The organism is Kribbella sindirgiensis (assembly GCF_004331435.1).
GTDB classification, from domain to species: domain Bacteria; phylum Actinomycetota; class Actinomycetes; order Propionibacteriales; family Kribbellaceae; genus Kribbella; species Kribbella sindirgiensis.
Genome location: NZ_SJKA01000006.1, coordinates 294,078 through 311,906, shown reverse-complemented (window position 1 = coordinate 311,906; position 17,829 = coordinate 294,078). Strand labels below are relative to the sequence as shown.

The window sequence follows — 17,829 nt, the reverse complement described above, 5'->3', positions numbered from 1 at the left end:
AACCGTAACCCAGAACCCAGCGGCCCGGAAGCGGTAACTCCAGAAAATTTCCGCAGCTTCCGTTGACTAGCGCGATTCGATGGCGAACACTCTGGTGTCTGTAAGCCAGGTTTAGGACATTCCGTTCTGAGGAGCCACTGATGGCCCGACTCCGACTCGCCACTGTTGCCGCCACGCTCGTCCTCGCACTCACCGGCTGCGTCTCCGGTAGCCCCGCAGGCGGTGACGACGACCAGAAACAGTCCGGCGACGCCTACTCCGGTGACGTCGAGTGGTGGACGATCAACCTGCAGAAGAACTACGGGCCGGACATCCAGAAGTGGATCGACGCCTACCAGAAGGAGCACCCGAAGGTTCACATCAACTGGGTGGACGTACCGGGCGCCGACATCACCACCAAGCTGCTGGCCGCGATCGCCGCCGGCAAGGTGCCGGACGTCGTCAACTTCACCTCGGCGACCACCGGCCTGTTCGCCGGCTCGATGGCCGACCTGAGCTCGCTGTTCAGCCAGGAGGACGTCGCCGCGTACCTGCCGAACCTGGCCGAGCCGTTGGTTGTCGACGGCAAGCGCATCGCGATCCCGTGGTACAACGGCGGCACGTCGCTGGCGTTCTACAACAAGGATCTGCTGGCCAAGGCCGGCTTCGACGCGGCCAAGCCGCCGAAGACGTACGACGAGGCGCTCGCGCTGGCGAAGACGTACCACGACGCGACCGGCAAGTCGGCGACCAACTTCATGGCGTACTCCAGCGTGGTGCAGGCGAACGGCATCCCGCTGCTGTCGGAGGACGGGAAGAAGGCCGCCTTCAACACACCGGAGACCCTCGCGCTGCTGGAGAAGTTCAAGCCGCTGTTCAGCTCGGGCGCGATCGCTCCCGGAAGCCTCAGCGAGAACCCGCGGGACATGCCGCAGTCGCTGGAGAACAAGGGCATCGCGTTCAACCCGGCCGCGGTGTCGAGTTCGCTGCTGAACGTCGAGAAGAACGCACCCGCGGTCTACTCGTCGATCACGGTCGGCCCGCCGGTGACCGGCGCCGACGGCAAGTTCTACATGCCGGGCCAGCAGGTCATGGGCATCCCCGCGAAGTCGGACAACCAGGCCGCGGCCGCCGCCTGGCTCAAGTACGTCGCCGCGCCCGAGCAGCAGCTCGCGCTGTGCAAGCTGGTACCGATCTACCCGTCCTCGGTGAAGGCGCTCGCGGATCCGTTCTTCGCCGACATCACCGGGACCACGCCCGCCGACCAGGCGCGCAAGATCCTCGTCGACACCTTCAAGCAGAGCGTCGACGCGTCGCTGGGTTCGGGGAACGACGAGCAGCTCCGGCAGCTCTTCGACGAACAGGTGCGGGCGTTCATGTCCGGCACCAAGTCGGCCAAGCAGGCTCTGGACGACGCCGAGAAGGCGTGGAACGACACACTGGCGAAGGGCAAGTAGCGTGCTGCGGATCGGAATCGTCGGCGCCGGGATCATGGGGCGGGGCAACGCGCTGTCGTTGTCCGGCCGGGCGGACGCCGAGATCACGGCGGTGACCAGCCGCTCGGCGGACGCGGCCGCGCGGCTCGCGGACGAGATCGCCGAGCGGGGCGCGCCGCGGCCGGCGATCCATCCCGGCCTCGACGCGCTGCTGGCCGACGACGCGGTGGACGCGGTCGTCCTGACCACGCCGGACGACGTCCACGGCGAGATGATGGTCCGCGCCGCGGAGGCCGGGAAGCACATCCTGGTCGAGAAGCCGATGACCACGTCGGTCGCGGAGGCCGACGCCGCGGTGAAGGCGATCCGTGAGAACGGCGTGATCGCGATGTGCCTGTTCAACCACCGCTGGGTGCCGGCCTACGCCCAGGCCCACGAACTGCTCGCGGACCTCGGCGACGTCGCGGTCGCGTACGCGCGCAAGGACGACACGATCCTCGTGCCGACCGAGATGCTGTCCTGGGCCGACCGCACGACCTGCGCCTGGTTCCTGTCCAGCCACGACATCGACCTGGTGTCCTGGCTGCTCCGCGACCAGGTCCGCCGGGTCTACGCGACCGCACGCTGGGGAAAACTCCGCTCGCTCGGGATCGAGACGCCGGACGCGATCCAGATCCAGGCGGAGTACTCGCGCGGCGCCGTGGCGACGTTCGAGTCCGCGTGGATCTACCCGAACACGTTCCCCACGACGGTCGACTCGTACGTCGCGGTGGTCGCGGACAACGGTGTGGTGCAGCTGGACCGGCAGCGGGAGAACGTCGTACTGGCCAAGCCGGACGGCTACAGCTACCCGCGGAACATGCTGCAGCGGGTCATGCACGGCATCCCGTCCGGTGCGTACGCCGACGCGATCGCGCACTGGGTCGACTGCTGCCGTACCGGCCGGGAACCGCTCATCACGATCGAGAGCAGCCGCAACGTCACCGCTGTCCTGGAGGCCGCCCACCTGTCGATCGAGACACGTCAGCCCGTCGACGTCTCGATGCTGGCCGATGCATGAGCGTCGAGAAGCCGCGGCACATCGACGGGCGGATCAATCGGATCGGGACGGACGACCTGCTCAAAGCGTTCGGCTCACCTGCCGGTGATCTGGCAGATCTCCGCGCAGCCGTAGGTGAGCAGCTGAAGCGTCCGGCCTGGCCGTTGCCGGAGTGGGCGGAGGCGACTCGGTCCACACCGGCCGCCGTACTGGCAGCTGCTGCTCCGCTACTGGAAGGTGTGGACGTCACCGGACAGGGTCTTGGGCGGTCACAGCTGTACGGCTTCCACTACCTCGGCTGGCTCGCGCCTGGAGTGCAGGCGTGGTTGCTGACGGGTGACGAGCGCTACTTGCAGGCGTTCGAGCAGCACTTGGATCAGTGGGTCGAGCAACGCGACTCCGTGACCGGTGAGTGGCCAGGGCTCGATGTCATCTGGTACTCGCTCGGCACGTGGGCCCGCTGCCGCAGTCTGCTGCCAACACTCGAAGTACTGACCTCCTCGCCGCTGTCCGACCGCGCGTGGGGCCGCCTGGTCGCGACACTCGTCGGAGGGGCCCGCTGGTCGTACGACGAGCATGATGTCTTCCGGCACGGGAACTGGCAACTGGTGTGCGCAACCGAGCTGCTGCATCTCAGTGCTGTACTGCCATCTCTTGTGGAGTCTGAGGCGTGGGCGGAGCGTGCGCGGCAGCGGATCGAGGAGCACCTGCTGCTGGATGTCTATCCGGACGGTGGGCACTACGAACGCTCACCCGGGTACCACCGGATGGTGCTGACAGCTCTGCAGACAGCAGCGCGGATCGACCCGGCTGTGGCGGCGCATCCGCGTTTTGCCGCGATGCACACGTGGATGTGCGACCTGGTGTCTTCGGGTGGCTGGCTGCCGCATCTGCAGGACAGTGGGATCGAGTGGCCCGCAGCGTCGTTGCTGCGTGGCAGTTACCTGCTGAACGACCCTGTGTTCGCGCGAGTCGCAGCGCAGTGGCTGTCGCCGTCGGAGCTCGCTGCGGAGGTGGCGACGTTTCCTGCTGGGCCGCAGACCTGGTTGTCGCCGGGTGCGGTTCCTGCGTTGCCACAGGCCACTGTGCTGCCGGAGTCGGGGTACACGATCCTGCGGAGCTCTGAGCTGCGTGCGGTGATCAACCACGGCCCGCATGTCGAGCACGAGTTGGAGTCGCACTCACATCGCGCCGTACTGGACCTGGTGCTGGACGGGTGGCAACAGCCGCTGCTGTGGGAGGCAGGCGGTCCGCCGAGCTACGACGACCCTGGGTACCTGACGTGGTACCAGTCGGGGCGCGGCCACAACACGGTCCTCGTGGACGACCAGGAGCTGTCTACCGACCGCGGTGTGGTCGTCGACCCGCTCGTGGACACCGACGCGCTCGCAGTCTTCTCCGGTCGCCACCACGGCAACGGCGTCGAGCAGACCCGCACGATCGCATTGGTCCGCGAGAGCCCGTCGTACGTCGTCGTCACCGACCACGCGCCGGGCGCGCACACCTTTCGTGCTCGCTGGCATGCGCTGCATCCGTGGCGTGAGGTCGGGCCGCTCGTGTACGACGCCTCCGCGCCCGATGGACCGGGTTTGCTGCTGATCGACGGCGGTGATGCTGCTGCCGTCGAGCTGACCGAGGGTGTGGCTCGGCATCCGGTGCTGGAGCGTCGGACGGCTGAGTACGGGCCGCTGCATTCGCTCACGGTCACGCGGTCGACCGGCGACTTCACGACGGTGCTGGTACCGCATGAAGGAGGTGAACCTCCCACTGCGTCGGTCGAGTGGCTCGACGGTGAGCTGGTGGTCACCCTCGGCGAAACGGTCGACCGAATCGGGCAGTCCACGTGGACACGGACCGTCGACGGTCAGTTGTCCTGGGCAACCGGGTGGCGCGTGCGGACGCTGCCGGACCTCGTCCGGGCGACCGCCGACATCGACGTACTGGTCAGGCCCACCGGCCACCGGCTCCACGTCAAGATCACGTGCGAGGGACGCTGCGGGCTCCGGATTCGCGCACGCGACGAGATCCGGCTCAACGGGATGCCGGTCGACGCGGCGATCGAGGACGAGTGGGCGCACTTGACGCTTCCGTACGCCGGGGCGTGGACTGTTGACGGGGTTCGCGATGAGTGACGTGACGGGTGGCTGGTTCGATGCGCGGATCGTCACCGGCGCGCATCCGGCCGCACTGGTCCCGGCCACCGATCGAGAGGCGATCGCCGCCCATCTCGACCGGTACGCGCTGTCCGGCGCCCTGGTGAGCGCGATGGCGTCGTGGTTGCACGACCCGATCGGCGGCAACGCGGAAGCCTCCGCGATCGCGCATGACCTGGCCGATCGCGGCGTACTGGCCTGTTGGACCGCCGTCCCCGCGACCTCCGGTGAGCTCGACTCGCTGACTGCTCTCGTCGATCGCGCGGTGGACGACGGTGTAGCGGCCTTCCGCATCCACCCCGCGTCGCACGGCTACTCCCCCGCTCTGCTCGACGAGCTGTACGACGCACTCCAGACCAACCGTCTGCCGTTGTGCGTCGACTCCGCGGAACTCGCCTGGCCGGACCTGACCACCATCGCGACCCGCTACCCGGAGCTGCCGATCATCGTGTCGAACCTCGGCTACCGGAAGCTTCGCGAGCTCTGGGCCGCGCTTACCGGCCACCCCAACGTGTTCGTCGATCTCGTCGACTTCGCCGCGCACCAGGGCGTGGAGTGGCTCGCCGCGCACGGCCTCGCCGACCGGTTGCTGTTCGCGACCGGTCTCGGGGTCCGCGATCCCGGCGAGAGCGTCGTCCGGCTCGCGTGGTCCGGCCTCGACGACGCGACAGTCCGTCTGGTCGGCGCGGAGAACGCGCGGCGGCTGCTCCAGGGAGTCCGCGCATGATCGGGCGCCGGCCGCGGCATCGGATCGTCGACGTGCACGCGCACCTCGGCCCGTACTCGCTGTTCTTCATCCCCGAGCCGGACGCCGCGACGATGGTCGCGGTGATGGACCGCACCGGTACCGACGTCACCGTGCTGTCCGCGAACCGTGCGATCCAGCAGGACGCGCACCTGGGCAACTCGCAGTCGCTCGCCGCGGTCGACGCGTACCCGGACCGGATCGCGGCGTACGCGGTCATCAACCCGTGGCAGGAGCCGGAGCGCGAACTCGAGCGGCTCGCGAGTGACGAGCGGTTCGTGGGGATCAAGGTGCATCCGAGCCTGCACCGCTACCCGGTCACCGGAGCGCGGTACGCCCCGGTCTGGGAGTTCGCCGAGTCGACCGGCTGCCCCGTCCTCAGTCACTCCGAGCACCTGTCGCCGTACGACGCGCCGGTGCTGTTCCAGGCGGTCGCGGAGCGCTACCCGGGTACGTCGGTCGTCCTCGGGCACGCCGGGATCACACCGGCCGGGGTGGACGAGGCGATCGAGGCAGCCCGCCGGTACGACTCGCTCTGGCTGGAGGTGTGCGGCTCGCAGATGACCGGGCCGCTGATCCGCTCGATGGTCGACCAGGTGGGCAGCGGCCGGGTGCTGTTCGGTTCCGACTTCCCCTTCATCGACCAGCGCATGTCGCTCGGCCGGGTGGTCTGTGCACCGCTGACGGAGAGTCAACGCCAAGATGTTCTCAGCGGGAACGCCCGCAAGCTGTTCCGGTGGCGGCCGCTCCCCGGAGAACAGGGGTTGACCAATGACTGAGGAAGCACAGCAGGCCGAGCAGGTCTCCGGCGAACGGCTGCCGTCCGTGACCGTCGGGCTGTTCGGACCGCGCCGGCTGGTCAAGACGATGTCGGAGGTCGGCCAGGAGGTCGTGGAGCGGTCGGTGCACGGCGTCCGCTTCCTCACCGGCGGGTACGACGACCTCTCCGAGGCCGAGGAGCGCTACCTGCGGCTGCGGGACCGGATCGACGCGGCAGTGTTCCCCGGCCCGTGGGCGTTCGACCTGGCGACGACCGGCCACTGGCTCACCGTCCCGTCCACGCACCTGCCGCTGACCGGCGCAGCGCTGTACGCCGCCCTGCTGCGGGCCTCGCTGACGATCAAGGACGTCGACCTGACCCGGGTCAGCATCGACTCGCTCTCCCTCGCGGACGTCTCCGAGGCGTACAGCGAGATCGGCCTGGACACCGCCCAGGTGTACGACGTCCCGTACGAAGGCCCCGAGTCGGTAGCGGGTTTCGCCGCGTTCCACCGGGAGAAGTGGGAACGCCAGCACACCACGGTCGCGTTGACCACGATCCTGTCCGTGGAGCGTGAACTGCGCGCGGACGGCGTACCGGTGCTGCGGATCGCGCCGACGCGGTCGAGTGTGCGGGATGCGCTGGAGACCGCCGTACTGCTCGGCCAGGGCACCCGGATGGGGGCGCATCAGCTCGCGATGATCGCCGTACAGGTCATTCCCTCGGGTGCTGAGTCGGGTGACTACTGGCAGCAGGAGCTGGCGTTGTCGACGCACCAGAAGCTGCTGTCCGAGGCCCGTCAGGTCGGTGCGTCCGTCACGCGCCGGTCCGACACGCTCTTCCTGGTCACCACGACGTACGGCGCTCTGCTGCGGCTGACTGAGCAGTTCGCGGTCGCACCGTTCCTAGGAGCCTTGACCGCGCAGCTCGGCGTACCTGTCGCTGTAGGCGCCGGGACCGGCCAGACCGCTCGTGCAGCTGAGGCAAACGCCCTCATGGCTGTTGAGGACTCGGTCGCGGCAGGCGGCAAGGTCGCGGTGTATCTGGACGGCAGCAGCGACCGGGTGGACCTCGAGCCAGGCCCTGCGACGACTGACTCCGCACCGGTCGACGGCACGTCGCCGATCGACCAGCGGGTTCTGGAGATCGTCACGTCGATCGCCTCGGCCATGAGCCCGGCTCCGGGCCGGCAGGTGGTCGTCGACGTCGAGAGCGTCGCCGCGATCATGCAGGTCACCCAGCGGACCGGACGCCGGATGCTGAAGGAGCTGGTCGAGGCAGGACTCGCCTGGCCGCTGCCGCCGGCTCGCTCGACGGCCGGCGGCCGGCCGCGCCAGCAGTTCCGCTTGCTCACCGAAAAGCTCGACTGACCCCTCTTGGAGAAGCCTGTGCAGACTCGCCGTCACGACCACGCAGACCGCCTCTACGCGCGTGCCCGACAGGTGATCGCAGGCGGTGTCTCCAGCGACGCCCGCCGAGCCGACCGGCCGCTGTTCGTGGACCACGCCAGCGGCGCCGAGCTGTGGGACGTGGACGGCAACCGGTACCTGGACTACGTGCTCGGCCAAGGCCCGAACCTGCTCGGCCACGCCGCACCACTCGTCGCCGACGCAGTCTCCGACCAGGTACGCCGCGGCGTCGCGTACGCCGCCCAGCATGAGCTGGAAGCACAGGTCGCCGAACGCCTGTGCAGCATGGTGCCGGCGGCGGAACTGGTCCGCTTCAACAGCGTCGGCTCGGAGGCGGTGCACGGCGCGATCCGGCTCGCCCGCGGCCACACCGGACGACCGAAGATCGTGAAGTTCGAGGGCAACTACCACGGCTGGCTCGACCCGGTCCTCTACAGCGTGCACCCCGACCTCGCTCTGGCCGGCGACGCCCGGCATCCCACCGCGGTCGGCGGTACGGCGGGCCAGCCGCGGCACGACGCGGACGACCTGATCGTCCTGCCCTACAACGATCTGCCGGCCGTCACCTCGGTGATGGAGCAGAGCGGCGACGAGATCGCTGCGGTCATCCTCGAGCCGCTGCTCTGCAACACCGGCTGCATCACACCGGCGCCCGGCTACCTCGAAGGGCTCCGGGAGCTCACGCAACAGCACGGGTCGTTGCTGATCTTCGACGAGATCATCACCGGGTTCCGGGTCGCTCCGGGCGGGGCGGGTGAGCTGCTGGGCGTCGTACCCGATCTGGCCGCGTTCGGGAAGGCGATGGCCGGCGGCATGCAGGTGTCCGCCCTGGTCGGCTCGGCCGACGTGATGGGGACGATCGCGGACGGCAAGGTCGCACACGCCGGCACGTTCAACTCGCATCCGGTCGGGATGGCCGCCGCCGACGCGGTACTGCGTCATCTCGACGAGCACCGCGCCGACGTGTACCCACCACTGAACGCGGCCGGCAAACGGCTGATGGACGGTCTGCGCGCGGCCGCCGCGAAGCACGGCGTACCGCTGCTCGTGGACGGGCCCGGTCCGGTGTTCCAGACGTACATCACGGACCAGGCCGCCGTCACGGACTACCGCACGTTCGCTGCCTGCGACCGGGCCGCGATGGCCCGCTTCCACGCGGGGCTGTTCGCTGCCGGCATCAGCATCGTCCCCCGAGGCTTGTGGTTCCTGTCCACCGAGCACACCGCGGACCAGATCGACGAGACGATTGCGGTAGCGGAGTCGGCGCTTTCCTCCCTGTAGCCAACGCCCTCATTTGCCTGGCTGACCCACCAACTTCGCTGGTTCACCTAGCACATTGGGGGTTTGTGACCCGTATCCAGGGTCAGGAACCCCGTATTTGATGGGTCAGCCAGGCAAATGAGGGCGCGGCCGCAGGCGAGGGGGTTGTCTCGTTGCGTCCAGTACGAGAAGGAGGCCGGGAGCCCGTCTGCTGACGGGCCCGGCCTCCTGCTGCAGCGTGTGGCGCTTACGCGCTCTTCTCGCGGCGGTCGCGCTTGGTGCGCTCGATCTGGTCGCGCGGGATCAGAGTGGGGTTCACGTTCTCCAGGACGACCTCGCCGGTGACGACGACCTTCGCGACGTCCTCGCGGCTCGGCACCTCGTACATCACGTTGAGGAGAACCTCTTCCATGATCGCCCGCAGACCACGGGCGCCGGTGCCGCGGAGCAGCGCCTGGTCGGCGATCGCCTCGACCGCGTCGTCGCTGAACTCGAGCTCGACGTTGTCGATCTCGAACAGCCGCCGGTACTGCTTGACCAGCGCGTTCTTCGGCTCGGACAGGATCTTGATCAGCGCCTCGCGGTCCAGCGGCGAGACGGTCGTGATGACCGGCAGCCGGCCGATGAACTCGGGGATCAGACCGAACTTGAGCAGGTCCTCCGGCATCACGTCGGCGTACCCGCCGAGCTCCTTCGGCTTCTCCGGCTCACGCGAGGTGTTGAAGCCGAGGGTCTTCTTGCCGACCCGCTGCTCGACCATGTGGTCCAGGCCGGCGAACGCGCCCCCGACGATGAACAGCACGTTGGTCGTGTCGATCTGGATGAACTCCTGGTGCGGGTGCTTGCGGCCGCCCTGCGGAGGCACGCTCGCCGTCGTCCCCTCGAGGATCTTCAGCAGCGCCTGCTGCACGCCCTCACCGGAGACGTCCCGGGTGATCGACGGGTTCTCGCTCTTGCGGGCGATCTTGTCGACCTCGTCGATGTAGATGATCCCGGTCTCGGCCTTCTTGACGTCGTAGTCCGCGGCCTGGATCAGCTTCAGCAGGATGTTCTCGACGTCCTCACCGACGTAGCCGGCCTCGGTCAGCGCCGTCGCGTCCGCGATCGCGAACGGGAGGTTCAGCATCCGGGCGAGCGTCTGCGCGAGGTACGTCTTGCCGCAGCCCGTCGGGCCGATCAGCAGGATGTTCGACTTGGCCAGCTCGACGGCCTCGTCCTTCGCGTGCCGGCCGGCGCTGGAGGCGCCCTGACCGTCGCGGACCCGCTTGTAATGGTTGTAGACCGCCACCGCGAGTGCCTTCTTGGCCACGTCCTGACCGACGACGTACGCGTTGAGGAAGTCGTAGATCTCGCGCGGCTTGGGCAGCTCGGTGAGACCGACCTCGGAGCCCTCGTTCAGCTCCTCCTCGATGATCTCGTTGCAGAGATCGATGCATTCATCGCAGATATAGACGCCGGGACCGGCGATGAGCTTCTTGACCTGCTTCTGACTCTTGCCGCAGAACGAGCACTTGAGCAGGTCACCGCCGTCACCAATGCGTGCCACCGGGGCAGATCCCTTCTATGCGCAGTCGGACCGATTTCGACGGTACCCCGTGCGGGGCCCAAAAACCGCGCTCGCCACCGGGTTGTGACTACGCCGGTGGCGAACGCGTTGTGCTCTTGACAACCGGTCAGATCGGTCGGAGCCGAACTGAACCCGTTCAGACGCCGGCCGGGACCGGGGTCTTGAGAGTCTGCAGGACGTCGTCGATCAGGCCGTACTCGATCGCCTGCTCGGCCGTCAGGAACTTGTCCCGCTCGATGTCCCGGGACACTTCCTCGTGCGACTTTCCGCTCGCGTCCGCGATCATCTTCTCCAGCAGCGCGCGCAGCCGGAGGATCTCGTTCGCCTGGATCTCGATGTCACTCGACTGGCCGTAGGTGCCCTCGGTGGCCGGCTGGTGGATGATGATCCGGCTGTTCGGCAGCGCGAGCCGCTTGCCCGGCGTACCGGCGGCGAGCAGCACCGCGGCGGCCGAGGCGGCCTGGCCGAGGCAGACCGTCTGGACGTCCGGCTTGATGTAGCGGACGGTGTCGTAGATCGCGGTCAGCGCGGTGAACGAGCCGCCCGGGGAGTTGATGTAGATGCTGATGTCGCGGTCGGAGTCCATCGACTGCAGGCACAGCAGCTGCGCCATCACGGCGTTCGCGATCTCGTCGGTGATCGGCGTGCCGAGGAAGATGATCCGGTCCTCGAACAGCTTCGTGTACGGGTCGATCCGGCGCATGCCGTACGACGTGCGCTCCTCCCACTGCGGGATGAAGTAGTTCATGGTGCGTCCTTAACTGGCGGAGTGGGAGATCAGGAGTTCGGGCTGCCCTGGCTGAGCTGGGCGGCGCTGGTGACCACGTGGTCGATGAAGCCGTACTCCTTCGCCTGGTCGGCGGTGAACCAGCGGTCCCGGTCGGCGTCGTTCTCGACCTGCTCGAGCGGCTGGCCGGTGTGGTCCGCGATCAGCCGGAACAGCAGCGCCTTCAGGTGCAGCGACTGCTCGGCCTGGATCTTGATGTCCGACGCCGTACCGCCCATACCGCCGGAGGGCTGGTGCATCATGATCCGCGCGTGCGGCAGCGCGTACCGCTTGTTCTTCGCGCCGGCGCAGAGCAGGAACTGGCCCATCGAGGCGGCCAGGCCCATCCCGACCGTGGCGACGTCGTTGGAGATCCACTGCATGGTGTCGTAGATCGCCATGCCGGAGTCCACCGAGCCACCCGGCGAGTTGATGTACAGCCAGATGTCCGCGTTCGGGTCCTGGGCGTTCAGCAGCAGCATCTGCGCACAGATCGCGTTCGCATTGTCGTCACGAACCTCGGACCCCAGGAAGATGATCCGGTTCTTCCGCAGCTCGCGGTAGATGTCGTCGTCTTGTCCGCCGGATCCGTTGCCGCCCGCGGCGGTGGGGCTGGCTGCAAATGTCTCGTTCACGAACCCGACACTACTGGGCGAGAGCGACAGACCTAAGGCGGGGCCGGAGGTGTTCGCTCACGGCGCACCGCTCGTCTGCTGTCAGCGAATTCGGGGGCGTTTCACCAGCCGCACAGCACCACGGATCCGGACTCACCGGCCGCTGCCTCGTCAGGTACTTCGCGGTGCTCCGGCGACTCCGGTTCCCGCCGTACCTCAGGCTCCTGCAGCAGCGCGGTCACACCCGGCCCCTTCCGCGGTCGGCCCAGAACGCTCCGGAAATCGTTTCACCGGCCACGCTAGGCCAGGTTTCTTACGGTCGCGTCGCGATCGTCCGGCGAAAACGACAACGGCCCGGATCCCCACCTGGGGGTCCGGGCCGTAGCACGTACGGGTCAGGCCTTCGCGGGCTCCGGCTCCTCGGCCGTGGCCTCAGTGGCCTCGGTGGCGTCGGCCGCCTCCGGGTCGGCGTACGAGCCGTCCGGCTGCAGGGTCTTCAGCTCGACCGTGTTGCCGGAGGCATCGGTGACCTTGGCGTTCTCGACCAGGTACGCGAGCGCCTTGCCGCGGACGACCTCGGACACCAGGCTCGGGACCAGGTTGTTCTCCACGGCGTGCTGCGCGAACTGGTCCGGGCTGACGCCGGAACGCTGAGCGTGCCGGACGATGTGCTCGGTGAGCTCCTGGTCGTTGACGCTCAGTTCCTGCTGCTCGGCCACCAGGTCCAGCACGAACTGCGCCTTGATCGCGTCCTCGGACCGCTTCTTCAGGTCCTCGTCGAACTCGTCCTGGGTCTGCTCCTCGCCCTCGAGGAACTGCTCCATGGTCATCCCGGAGTACCCGAGCTGCTGCTCCAGGTTCTCCTTGCGGGCGGCCAGCTCGTCGGTCAGCAGGCCCTCGGGGACCGGCACGTCGACCAGCGTCAGGATCTTCTCCAGGACCGCGTCCCGCGCCTCGCCGGCCTGCTCGAGCCGCTTGCCGCGCTCCAGCCGGGTCTGTACGTCGGCCTTCAGCTCGTCGGCGGTGTCGAACTCCGACGCGGTCTGCGCGAACTCGTCGTCGAACTCCGGGAGCTCCTGCTCCTTGACCGCGGTCACGGTCACCTCGACGTCGACGTCCTCACCCTTGAGCGCGCCGCCGACCAGCTGGGTGACGAAGGTCTTCTTCTCGCCGGCGCTCAGGCCGAGGACCGCCTCGTCGAGGCCGTCCAGCAGCTGACCGCTGCCGACCTGGTACGACAGGCCGGTCGCCTGCGCCTCCTCGACCTTCTCGCCGTCCTTGCTGGCCGACAGGTCCAGGGTGATGAAGTCGTTGTCGCCGACCGCGCGCTCGACCGGGTTCAGCGAGCCGAACCGCTGCCGCAGCGACTCGATCTGCTCGGTCACCTCGTCGTCGGAGATCGCGATGTCCTCGACCTCGGCCTCCAGGCCCTCCAGGTCCGGCAGGGTGATCTCCGGGCGGACCTCGACCTCGGCGGAGAACTGCAGGCTCTCCTTGTCGTTGAACTCGGTCACATCGACCTCGGGCCGGCCGATGGCCTTGACCTGGTTGTCGCTGACCGCCTGCGAGTAGAGCTTCGGGAGCGCGTCGTTGATCGCCTCCTCGAGCACCGGGCCGCGGCCGACACGCTGGTCGATGACCTGCGGCGGGATCTTGCCCTTGCGGAAGCCCGGCACGACGATCTGCTGGCCGATGCTCTTGTACGCCGCGTCGAGGCTCGGCTTGAGCTCCTCGAACGGCACCTCGACGATGAGCTTGACCTTGGTCGGGCTCAAGGACTCGACGGTGCTCTTCACGGTGGCGGTTCTCCTTGATTCGGTGACATTCACAGCACGCGCGACAGCCCGCGCTGCAGCGGTGCTACAGGGGGTTTGTCGGGGCGACAGGACTCGAACCTGCGGTCTCCTGCTCCCAAAGCAGGCGCGCTAGCCACTACGCTACGCCCCGCAGTGACCGGTCGAGTGTAGTCGACCGGAACCAGTGCTCGCGCCACCGGGGCCCCGGCAATCCCGTTTTGAGTCCAACCGGCCCGATGTGGAATCATGTCCGAGCACCGCGGGTGTAGCTCAATGGTAGAGCCTCAGTCTTCCAAACTGATTACGCGAGTTCGATTCTCGTCACCCGCTCGGTCGAGAGGGCGAGGTATGCCTGCGGAAAGCGCAGGCATTTCTCGCCCTCTTCTTTTGTGCGCCTGCGCTTCGCTGGGCGCGGGCGGGGGCTTCGCCACCCGCACCCCCGTTTGCCTTCGCTTCGCTCGGCTCCCGGGTTGGGTTGGGTGCGTCGGTTCCGGGCCCGGGTTGGGTTGGGTGCGTCGGTTCCGGGCCCGGGTTGGGTTGGGTGCGTCGGTTCCGGGCCCGGGTTGGGTTGGGTGCGTCGGTTCCGGGCCCGGGTTGGGTTGGGTGCGTCGGTTCCGGGCCCGGGTTGGGTTGGGTGCGTCGGTTCCGGGCCCGGGTTGGGTTGGGTGCGTCGGTTCCGGGCCCGGGTTGGGTTGGGTGCGTCGGTTCGGCTCCCGGGTTGGGTTGGGTGCGTCGGTTCCGGGGCCGGGGCGGGTTTCAGGGGAAGGCTGGGGGGCCGCCTCTGAGGGCTCGGCAGGCGGCTTCGGGGTCGTTGACGAAGTTGGGGACCTGGTTGTCGGAGTCGTAGTAGCGGTGGAAGACGGGGGTCTGGGAGCCGGACATCGGCGGGACGATCCAGCTCCAGTCGGCGGGACAGCCGCGGCCGGCTCGTGCTTCCTTCTCCAGGTGGATGAGGAACCTGCGGGACTCGGTGTGGTGGTCGGTGACCGTGACGCCGTTCGTGTGGAACGAGTGCAGGACTGCCCGGTTGATCTCGACCAGGGCCTGGTCGCGCCACAGGGTCGCCTCGTTCGAAGTGTCCAGCCCCATCCGCGCCGCGACCTCCGGAACCATGTCGTAGCGGTCGCTGTCGGCCAGGTTGCGGGCACCGATCTCGGTGCCCATGTACCAGCCGTTGAACGGCGCGGCCGGGTACGAGACGCCGCCGATCACCAGCCGGTTGTTACTGATCACCGGGACCGCGTGCCACCGCAGCTCCAGGTCCGCGAACCACGTCAGCTCGGGGTGCTCGAGCGGAACCTCGTGGACCGCCTGCCCGGGCAACTGGAACATCCGCGGCCCCTCCTCGACGGTCTCCACGACGAGCGGGAGTACGTCGAAGGCGCTTCTCCGCTCAGGCGGCTGCCACCCGCGCTGGATCAGCTTGGTCGTGAAAGCGCGGTACCGCGGATCCCCGAGCGCGCGACCGTCCGGTTGCTCGTACCCGGCGTACCGGATCAACTGCTCGTTCCAGATCCGGGGAGCGGGCCGGGACGGTGTCTCGGGGGCGAAGACGCTGATCATCGGCCGGATCCTGCCGCCGTTGTGCGCCGTCCGCAGATGCTCGAAGCAGTGCGCCGCGACGCCGCCGGCGTCGGAGACCGTTCTCAGGTCGCGCACCTGCAGGCTGTGCCAGTACAGGCGGCCGATACAGCGTTTGTTGTTACGCCAGGCCACGCGGGCGCCGAAGGCCAGCTCCTCGGGCGTGTGCCAGTAGGTCCCGGTCGTGTCGATCTCGCGTAACACCTCGGTCAACCGGGGCTCCAGCGGCCCGGCGTGCGGGTCCTCGCCGTGGAAGAGTTCGAGGAACTCCTTCGCGGCAGCCCGAACCGTCTCGAGATCGAGTTCCGGCTCGGACCGGCTGACCGGGGGATGCCCGGGCACGGGCGGGTGACCAGGCGGCGGCGCGACCCTCACGGGGCGCCGGGACGCCGTACGGCGGGCTTGTCGGGCCGTACCCCACCGCGCGCCGGCGACCTGGAGCAGCTGTTCTCCGGCGCTGACCGAGACAACATGGCGGACGCAGATTCCTACTGCGAGCAGGAGGCAGGTGAGGCTGAGCGCGATCGCCAGCTCGGCCGGAACGCCGATCGGCGCCCTCCGGCCGAGTTCGAGCGCGCCGAGGGCGGCACCTGCCACAGCCAGTCCGAGGACTGCCAGTGGCAGAGCCAGGGGCCGACGGCTTCGTGCAGGCTGCCGGCTTGTCGGAGCTTCCGCGCGGTGTTCCTCCGTCCGGGCGGGGTTCGGAAGAGTTCGCACGGGTCACTCCGCGCCTGGAGACCTCGGACCGCTGCCGTTCGCTCCCCCGTGCCCGTTCCCGTGCCCGTGCCCGTTCTGCAGGCGGACCTGCCAGTCGCTCAGGTCGTCGAACCAGGCGTCCTTCTGCCGGGGCGCCTGCTCACCGGGCTGCCCCGTGCTCCCGAGCCGCTCGACCTCGGTCGAGAACGAGTCGACAATCGACTGCATCCGCGACTGCGCGTTCTGGGCGTACGAACGGACCTGCTGCCCGGCCGTGTCCATGGCCTCTTCGACGATCCGGCGCTCGTGGGCGCGCGCCTGGCCGATGCGCTCGCGGGTGTCGCGGCTGACGTCCTCGACCATCTCCTCGGCCACCAGTTGCGCCTGGCTGAACAGCTGGACGATCTGGTCGTTCACACGCTCACCGACCTGCTCGTACTCGTCCAACTCACGCTGCACCCGCTGCACTTCCGCCTTGGCCCGCCGCAGCTCCCCCTGGAGCCGTTCGTTCTCGGCGCGGCACTCGCTGACCTCTCTGGCGGTCGCGTGCACCTGGTCTGCCAGCAGGTCGATGTACCCGTACACCTGCTCGGAATCGAGGCCCCGGAGTCTGCGCCGGAACGTTTCACCCCGGATCGCATCTGGGGTCTGGTAGTGCGGAGAGCCGTGGCGGTGCTTTCCGTTGGTCACTTGATGTCTCCTGACCTGGTGAGCGCTGGGTCACCCATGTGCTCGTCCATGGGCGCGTAGTAGAAGTGCTCGTACTTGATGTGCTCGGGGTCCATGCCGGCGCCGGCCAGTCGCTCCAGCGTGTGCGCGACCATCTGGGGGCCGCCGCACACCATCGCCGTCCGCCCGTACAGGTCCTGCCGGGCTGCGATCATGCCGACCTTCCCGCGCGTCCCGGGGTAAGACGCGTCATCGGACACAACTTCGGTGTAGTCGAACCAGGGCCGCTTCTGGGCCATCTCACGCAGTTGGGGACGGTCGTAGAGGTGCCAGGGCATCCGGACCCCGTGCAGCAGATGGACCCGTGGAGCAGTGCGCGACCGCGCCCACTCGTTGTCGATCTGCTCGAGCACCGCGAGCAGCGGCGCGAGTCCGGTTCCGCCGGCGACCATCAGCACGTCCCGTACGTCGTTCGCGCGCCGGGTCAGCCGTTCGCCGACCGGGGCGCCGAGCTTCACTGCGTCGCCGACCTTCAGCGACCGCACCACCGCCGGGCTCACCTGGCCGCCGTCGATCTGCTGCACGTGCAGGTCGATCGAGCCGTCCCGGCGCGGGGCGTTGGCCGGACTGAAGTACCGCCACAACCGGGGCCGTTGCGGGATCTCCATGGAGATCGACTGGCCCGGAAGGAACTGGAACTCGCGCCGCGGCCGGATCGTCAGCAGCGTGAGGTCCATGGTCCGCCGCTCGACCGCGGTCACGTCGGCGTCCCACCAGTCGGGCGTCGACTCCGAGGAGGCCTCCGCCGCCTCGACCATCATCCGCGCGATCACCTGGTAGGCGGCCGTCCAGTGCCCGGCGAGTTCCTCGTCCCACTCCGGGCCGAGGAAGTGCTTCAGGGTCGCGCACAACGAGGCGCCGACCGCGTTGTAGTGGTCAGCGACGACGGCGTACTTGCGATGATCGCGGCCGAGGTGCTGCAGGAAGGCAGCATCGTTCTCGATCTGATCGGCATGACTGACGATCCGGCCGAGCGCGCCGACGAACTTGTCCCGCTGGTTCGACATGGAGAGCGGAAACATGGACCGCACCTCGGGATAGGACACGAACAAATGCGAGTAGAAGTACAGCGGTACCTGTTCTCCGTGCTCTGTCACCCGGTCCCAGCTGCGCTGGAGGGCATTGGCATCCATCGGGATTCGCTATCCGGCTCGAGAAGGTAGCTCCTCGACTGAAACGTACGGCCCGCAAGCGGGCACCAGGTATTGCCGGTCGTCGGCCGAATCGGCCGACGGACACTGCGTCGACAAGGGTTCCCTCCCAGTCCAGCCCCCGAGTCTTAATGGCCTTCGTGGTGTC

Annotated in this window: 14 protein-coding genes and 2 tRNA genes; 8 read left to right on the top strand and 8 right to left on the bottom strand. The window is 68.3% G+C overall.

Translation table 11 applies throughout. From position 1 onward, the window contains the following. Positions 1-140: 140 nt before the first annotated feature. Genes E0H50_RS19315 through E0H50_RS19285 form a run of 7 tightly spaced genes read left to right on the top strand, consistent with a single transcriptional unit; the run spans position 141 to position 8,802 of the window. Positions 141-1,436: an ABC transporter substrate-binding protein gene (locus E0H50_RS19315; protein WP_131290301.1), complete on the top strand. Its 1,296-nt coding sequence runs from the start codon at positions 141-143 to the stop codon at positions 1,434-1,436. A 1-nt stretch (position 1,437) separates the two neighbouring features. Next, positions 1,438-2,475: a Gfo/Idh/MocA family protein gene (locus E0H50_RS19310; RefSeq protein ID WP_238151074.1), complete on the top strand. Its 1,038-nt coding sequence runs from the start codon at positions 1,438-1,440 to the stop codon at positions 2,473-2,475. Next, complete coding sequence (locus E0H50_RS19305; RefSeq protein ID WP_131290298.1) at positions 2,472-4,586, top strand: heparinase II/III family protein; 2,115 nt, start codon at positions 2,472-2,474, stop codon at positions 4,584-4,586. The genes E0H50_RS19310 and E0H50_RS19305 overlap by 4 nt, the downstream gene beginning before the upstream one ends. Further along, positions 4,579-5,334, top strand: coding sequence for an amidohydrolase family protein (locus tag E0H50_RS19300; RefSeq protein WP_131290295.1), 756 nt, complete (start codon positions 4,579-4,581; stop codon positions 5,332-5,334). The genes E0H50_RS19305 and E0H50_RS19300 overlap by 8 nt, the downstream gene beginning before the upstream one ends. Beyond that, positions 5,331-6,131 (top strand): amidohydrolase family protein, encoded by an 801-nt coding sequence (locus tag E0H50_RS19295; RefSeq protein WP_131290292.1) that lies wholly within the window; start codon positions 5,331-5,333, stop codon positions 6,129-6,131. Before E0H50_RS19300 ends, E0H50_RS19295 begins: the two co-directional genes overlap by 4 nt. Then, entirely contained in the window at positions 6,124-7,482 is a 1,359-nt protein-coding gene (locus tag E0H50_RS19290) for a transcriptional regulator (protein ID WP_131290289.1), read from the top strand. The genes E0H50_RS19295 and E0H50_RS19290 overlap by 8 nt, the downstream gene beginning before the upstream one ends. 18 nt (positions 7,483-7,500) lie before the next feature. Further along, positions 7,501-8,802, top strand: a complete 1,302-nt coding sequence (locus E0H50_RS19285; protein WP_165547209.1) for an aspartate aminotransferase family protein — start codon at positions 7,501-7,503, stop codon at positions 8,800-8,802. A 226-nt stretch (positions 8,803-9,028) separates the two neighbouring features. Here the strand turns inward: E0H50_RS19285 and clpX are convergent, their stop codons facing one another. The 5 genes from clpX to E0H50_RS19260 form a co-directional block, all read right to left on the bottom strand. Continuing rightward, entirely contained in the window at positions 9,029-10,327 is a 1,299-nt protein-coding gene (gene clpX, locus E0H50_RS19280; RefSeq protein WP_131290282.1) for an ATP-dependent Clp protease ATP-binding subunit ClpX, read from the bottom strand. A 157-nt stretch (positions 10,328-10,484) separates the two neighbouring features. Continuing rightward, positions 10,485-11,096: an ATP-dependent Clp protease proteolytic subunit gene (locus E0H50_RS19275; RefSeq protein WP_131290278.1), complete on the bottom strand. Its 612-nt coding sequence runs from the start codon at positions 11,094-11,096 to the stop codon at positions 10,485-10,487. A gap of 29 nt (positions 11,097-11,125) precedes the next feature. Beyond that, positions 11,126-11,749: a ClpP family protease gene (locus E0H50_RS19270; RefSeq protein WP_131290275.1), complete on the bottom strand. Its 624-nt coding sequence runs from the start codon at positions 11,747-11,749 to the stop codon at positions 11,126-11,128. 374 nt (positions 11,750-12,123) lie between these two features. Continuing rightward, on the bottom strand, positions 12,124-13,524 hold the full coding sequence (gene tig, locus E0H50_RS19265) for a trigger factor (protein WP_131290272.1): 1,401 nt from the start codon (positions 13,522-13,524) through the stop codon (positions 12,124-12,126). A 78-nt stretch (positions 13,525-13,602) separates the two neighbouring features. Then, positions 13,603-13,675 (bottom strand) — tRNA-Pro (locus E0H50_RS19260). 108 nt (positions 13,676-13,783) lie between these two features. Between E0H50_RS19260 and E0H50_RS19255 the strand changes: the two genes are divergently transcribed. Next, positions 13,784-13,854: transfer RNA gene (locus E0H50_RS19255), tRNA-Gly, on the top strand. 426 nt (positions 13,855-14,280) lie between these two features. Here E0H50_RS19255 and E0H50_RS19250 read toward each other — a convergent pair. The 3 genes from E0H50_RS19250 to E0H50_RS19240 all read right to left on the bottom strand — a co-directional run bounded on the left by E0H50_RS19250 (position 14,281) and on the right by E0H50_RS19240 (position 17,663). Continuing rightward, entirely contained in the window at positions 14,281-15,702 is a 1,422-nt protein-coding gene (locus tag E0H50_RS19250) for a nitric oxide synthase oxygenase (RefSeq protein WP_238151073.1), read from the bottom strand. Positions 15,703-15,825: 123 nt separating this feature from the next. Next, a complete protein-coding gene (locus tag E0H50_RS19245; protein ID WP_131290269.1) occupies positions 15,826-16,491 on the bottom strand; it encodes a DivIVA domain-containing protein in 666 nt (221 codons plus the stop codon). Beyond that, the gene (locus E0H50_RS19240; protein WP_131290266.1) at positions 16,488-17,663 is read right to left on the bottom strand and encodes a globin domain-containing protein; all 1,176 of its coding nucleotides are present in this window, start codon (positions 17,661-17,663) and stop codon (positions 16,488-16,490) included. The genes E0H50_RS19245 and E0H50_RS19240 overlap by 4 nt, the downstream gene beginning before the upstream one ends. Between the last annotated feature and the right edge of the window lie 166 nt (positions 17,664-17,829).